This window comes from Tabrizicola sp. (assembly GCF_036781545.1).
In the GTDB taxonomy this organism is placed as follows: Bacteria; Pseudomonadota; Alphaproteobacteria; order Rhodobacterales; family Rhodobacteraceae; genus Tabrizicola.
In genome coordinates this window covers 1-4,801 of the sequence record NZ_DAIQAT010000211.1, presented here as the reverse complement: position 1 = coordinate 4,801, position 4,801 = coordinate 1, and the positions used below count along the sequence as shown (strand labels likewise).

Below are 4,801 nucleotides of genomic sequence, written 5' to 3'. Positions count from 1 at the left end.
GCAGTGTCTTCCGCGGCGATCTTGATGCTGGCGAGCTTGCCGAATCCGGTGTTCACCCCATAGACCGCCACGCTGCCGTTCGCGGCCGCGGCGATATGGCCCGCGGCCCGTTCGATACCGTGCCGGGCACTGTCGTCCAGCCGGGCGGGCAGCCGCTCGCGGAAGATACGCTCCAGTTGCGCGAGCGAGACCTTGCCGGGGATCAGGAGTTCAGGCGTCAAGACAGCCTCCGAAGATGCGGGTGGAAAGCGGCGTGGCGCCGATGCGGTAGGAAAGTTCCGCCGGATGGTCGGCGTCCCAGATGCAGAGGTCGGCGCGCAGGCCGGGGGCGATGTGGCCGCGGTCGGTCAGGCCCAGGGCGCGGGCGGCATTCACCGTCGTTCCCAGCAGTGCCTCCTCGGGCGTCAGGCGGAAGAGGGTGCAGGCCATGTTCATCGCCAAGGTCAGCGAGGCGAGCGGCGAGGAGCCGGGGTTGAGGTCGGTCGCCACCGCCATCGGCACGCGACCCATGCGCAGGGCCTGGATCGGCGGCGCCTGCGTCTCGCGCAGGGTGTAGAAGGCGCCGGGCAGGATCACGGCAACGGTGCCTGCCTGCGCCATCGCGGCGATCCCTTCGTCCGAGAGATATTCCAGATGGTCCGCCGACAGCGCGCCGTGCCTCGCCGCGAAGGCCGCGCCGCCCTGATCGGTCAGCTGCTCGGCATGAAGCTTCACCGGCAGGCCAATCGCCCGCGCCTCGGCGAAGAGGGGGGCGAGTTCGTCCACCGAGAAGGCGATGGTTTCGCAGAAGGCGTCCACCGCATCGACCAGCCCTTCCTCATGGGCCGCGCGGAGCGAGGGCCGCGCGACCTCGGCGATGTAACCCATTGCATTGCCCTTGAATTCCGGCGGGATCGCATGGGCGGCGAGATGCGTGGTCCTCACCGTCACCGGGCGGTGCTGTCCGATCCGGCGGGCGGTGCGGAGCATCTTCAGCTCGTCCGCGACCGTCAGCCCGTAGCCGGATTTCACCTCGATCGTGGTGGCGCCTGAGGCGATCAACTGGTCGACGCGGGGCAGGGCCTTCGCCAGAAGCTCGTCCTCCGATGCCGCGCGGGTGGCGGTGACGGTGGAAAGAATGCCGCCGCCGGCACGGGCGACCTCCTCGTAGCTCGCCCCCTTCAGCCGCAGCTCGAACTCCACGGCACGATGGCCCGCGAAGACGGCATGGGTGTGGCAGTCGATCAGGCCGGGGGTGACAAGGCGACCCGCACAATCATGCTCGGGCAGCGCGCGATATCCAGCGGGCAGGTCGGCCATCGGCCCGGCCCAGGCGATCCGGTCGCCGTCCAGCGCCAGGGCAGCGTCAGGGATCAGGCCATAGCCTTCCGTCATCGTTGCAAGGGTGGCGTGGGTCAGGAGCATTGTCTTGCCTTATGCGTGGTGTATTGGCTAATATGTCTAGACATAATTCAAGTCAAGTGAGTCGCCATGATCCTGCACGCCGAGACTGCGCTTCTGCCCGAGGGCTGGGCCCGGGATGTCCGCATCGTCGTGGAAGAGGGGCGCATCGCCTCGGTCAGCCCCGGCGCGGTGCCCGAAGGGCTGGCGCATGGCTGCCTTCTGCCCGCCCCGGTCAACCTGCATTCACACACCTTCCAGCGGGCGATGGCCGGGCTGACCGAGGCGCGGACGGCGGGGCAGGACAGTTTCTGGACCTGGCGCGCGCTGATGTATCGCTTCCTCGAGCGGCTCTCGCCCGAGGATGTGCAGGCCATCGCCGCGCAGGCGATGGTGGAGATGGCGGAATCGGGCTTTTCGGCGGTCTGCGAGTTTCACTACCTGCATCACCCGGTTGGCGGCGGCACCTATGCCGATCCGGCGGAGATGTCGGCCCGGATCGCGGCGGCGGCGGGGGAGACCGGGCTGGGCCTCACCCACCTGCCGGTGATCTACGAACAGGGCGGCGTCGATGGCCGCGCGCTCGCCGGGGGGCAGCTGCGGTTCGGCGCCACGCCCGAGGTCTATGCGCAGGTGCTGGAGGGGGCAGGGCGCGCGCTGGCGAACATGCCCGATGCAGTGCTGGGCGTCGCACCCCACAGTTTGCGCGCGGTCAGCCAGAACACCCTCGCGCGGGTTGCGGGGATGGTTCCCGGCGGGCCGGTGCATATCCACATCGCCGAGCAGGTCGCCGAGGTGGCCGAGGTTCAGGCCGCCTGGGGCGCGCGTCCCGTCGACTGGGCCGTGAAAAACCTGCCACTGGACCGGCGCTGGTGCATGATCCATGCGACCCAGATGACCGCGGAGGAGACCGCCGCGCTGGCCCGGACCGGGGCGGTCGCGGGGCTTTGCCCGATCACCGAGGCGAACCTCGGCGACGGCATCTTCGATGCGCCCGGCTGGCTGGCGGCGGGCGGTGCCTTCGGGGTGGGCAGCGACAGCAACATCCGCATCTCGCTGGCCGAGGAGTTGCGACTTCTGGAATACTCCCAGCGGCTGAACCTGAAGGCGCGCGCGGTGCTGGCCGACAGCCGCTCGACCGGGCGGTTCCTGTGGGAGGGTGCGGCCAGGGGTGGCGCGCAGGCGGCGGGACGCGCGGGCGGGGCAATCGCCGTGGGGCAATGGGCCGACCTGCTGGCGCTTGACACCGGCGACCTGCGGCTTGAGGGGCTGGCGGGCGACCAGTTGCTTGACGCCTTCCTTTTCGCGGGACGCGACGGGCTTGTCACTGACCTCTGGTCCGCCGGGCGCCACATCGTCCGCGAGGGCCGCCACATCGCCCGCGAGGCGGTGGAGACCCGCTTTCGCGCCACCATGCGCCGCCTGCGCGAGGCGCTGTGACCCTCGGCTGGGAGGACATCCGCGCCGAGGTCCTGCGCCGCATCCGCGCGCGCGACTGGCCCCCCGGTGCGCTGATCCCCGGCGAGGAGGCCCTCTCGGTGGAGTTCGGCGTGGCCCGTGCGACCGTCAACCGCGCGCTGACGGCGCTCGCCGAGGCGGGCGTGCTGGAGCGCAAGAAACGCGCCGGGACGCGGGTGGCCGAACTGCCGGTGCGAAGGGCGCGGCTGGAGATTCCGGTGATCCGGCTGGATGTTCTGGGACGCGGCCTCGCCTACGGCTTCAAGCTCCTGGCCGACCGCACCCAGCCTGCGCCGGTCCCCGTCACCGCCCGCCTCGGCCTGCCCGAGGGCGCCCCGATGCGCTATCTCGAAACCCTGCATCTCGCCGGCGGGCGGCCCTTCGTGCTGGAAACCCGCTGGCTGAACCCCGCCGTCCTGCCCGCGCCGCTGCCCGACTTCGCGGCGGTCAGCGCGAACGAATGGCTGGTCACGCATGTGAGCCTCGTCTCCGGCGACATCGCCTTCACCGCCGAACCCGCCACCCGGCGCGAGGCGGAGGTGCTGGGCATCCCCCCCGGCACGGCACTTCTGGTGGCCGAGCGGACAACCCACGGCACCGAAGGCCCGGTGACGCTGGTGCGCCTCGCCCATGCCCCGGGGCATCGGGTGCAAATGGTGTTCTAGGCAGAGGGCTTGGGCATATTGCCCATCCCCCGCGCTCTCTCATCCCGCGAAATGCCGGGAGACAAGCTGCGTCAGCTTGCGGTGCAGCGCCAGCGTCCGATGCCGGATATGGATCGCGGCAAAGACCGGCTGGCGCAGCTCGGGGGCGTCCGCCACCATCATGAACCGGCCCCCCGCGACCAGTTCTTCCGCCGTCTTCTCCAGCACATAGCCCGATCCGCCCATCGCCATCAGCAGCGAGACCACCGACCCTGACTGCCCGACGGACACCGCCGAAGCCGCCAGGTCGGGGGTCATCTGGCGGTGCATCTCCTCGAAAGCGGGGGAGAAATGCGCGAAGACGAAGCGCTCCGGGCGCACTTCGGCCAGGCGGGGGGTGTCGGTTGAGACCATGCGGTAGATCACGTCGCCCACGCTTTCGAAATGCAGGTCGGGGTGGGGCTTGGGGCTGAACATCACCGCGAAGTCGAGGATGCCGGTCAGCAGGTCGGCGCACATCTGGTTGGAATAGTCGGGTTCGATGTAGAAGGCGGTCTCCGGCATCGCCACCCGGAACCGCGCCACCCAGTCGCCGAGGTAGACCGCCGCGAGGTCGTTCTGGATGCCGAGCCGCATCAGCTGCGACGCCCCCTGCGGAATCTGGATGCGCCGCCGCGCCTCGTTCCATTCGTGGCGCAGCGCGCGGGCATGGGGCTCGAAACGCTTGCCTTCCGGGGTGAGGTCGGTCCCCGCGCGGGAGCGGTCGAAGAGCCGGCTGCCGACCGCCTGTTCCAGCGCCGTGACGCGGGCCGAGACGGTGGACTGGGTGATCCGAAGCCGCTCTGCCGTGCGGTGGAAGCTGCGGGTCTCGGCGAGGTCGAGAAAGGTGTCGAGAAGGTCGATCTGCATGGATTCGGGCCGTGGCGCTTGGGACTGGCCCCGGGGAGCTTCGCCCCCCGGACCCCCGGAGGATATTCGGGAACGGAAGAAGGAGCGTGATCGGGTTTCCCGATCAATACCCCGGTCCCGCCCGAATTGAAAGCGGGCGCGTGGCGGCGGATAGTGGGCGCAAGGGCAGGGAGGCGGTCATGGCGGAATTTGCGCAAGCGCGGGTGGTGATCATCGGCGGCGGGGCGGTGGGGGCCTCGGCCTTGTATCATCTGGCGAAGGCGGGCTGGACCGACGCACTGCTCCTGGAGAAGAACGAGCTGACGGCGGGGTCAACCTGGCATGCCGCCGGGAACGTGCCGACCTTTTCGGCCTCCTGGTCGATCATGAACATGCAGCGCTATTCGGCCAGCCTCTACCGCGGGCTGGGC

Annotated in this window: 6 protein-coding genes; 3 read left to right on the top strand and 3 right to left on the bottom strand. The window is 69.9% G+C overall.

Annotated features, from left to right (window positions below; all coding sequences use genetic code 11):
- Together V7Q39_RS19275 and hutI are read right to left on the bottom strand one after the other, a co-directional pair.
- On the bottom strand, positions 1–221 hold a 221-nt coding region (locus V7Q39_RS19275; RefSeq protein WP_333818233.1), incomplete at its 3' end, for an aromatic amino acid lyase.
- On the bottom strand, positions 211–1,404 hold the full coding sequence (gene hutI / locus V7Q39_RS19270) for an imidazolonepropionase (protein ID WP_333818232.1): 1,194 nt from the start codon (positions 1,402–1,404) through the stop codon (positions 211–213). The genes hutI and V7Q39_RS19275, both read right to left, overlap by 11 nt.
- A 66-nt stretch (positions 1,405–1,470) precedes the next feature.
- Between hutI and V7Q39_RS19265 the strand changes: the two genes are divergently transcribed.
- Both V7Q39_RS19265 and V7Q39_RS19260 read left to right on the top strand, forming a co-directional pair.
- A complete protein-coding gene (locus V7Q39_RS19265; protein ID WP_333818231.1) occupies positions 1,471–2,820 on the top strand; it encodes a formimidoylglutamate deiminase in 1,350 nt (449 codons plus the stop codon).
- A complete protein-coding gene (locus V7Q39_RS19260) occupies positions 2,817–3,503 on the top strand; it encodes a GntR family transcriptional regulator (protein WP_333818230.1) in 687 nt (228 codons plus the stop codon). Before V7Q39_RS19265 ends, V7Q39_RS19260 begins: the two co-directional genes overlap by 4 nt.
- Positions 3,504–3,542: 39 nt before the next feature.
- Here V7Q39_RS19260 and V7Q39_RS19255 read toward each other — a convergent pair whose 3' ends face one another.
- Complete coding sequence (locus V7Q39_RS19255; protein ID WP_333818229.1) at positions 3,543–4,391, bottom strand: LysR family transcriptional regulator; 849 nt, start codon at positions 4,389–4,391, stop codon at positions 3,543–3,545.
- A 179-nt stretch (positions 4,392–4,570) separates the two neighbouring features.
- Here V7Q39_RS19255 and V7Q39_RS19250 point away from each other — a divergent pair.
- On the top strand, positions 4,571–4,801 hold a 231-nt coding region (locus tag V7Q39_RS19250; RefSeq protein ID WP_333818228.1), incomplete at its 3' end, for an FAD-dependent oxidoreductase.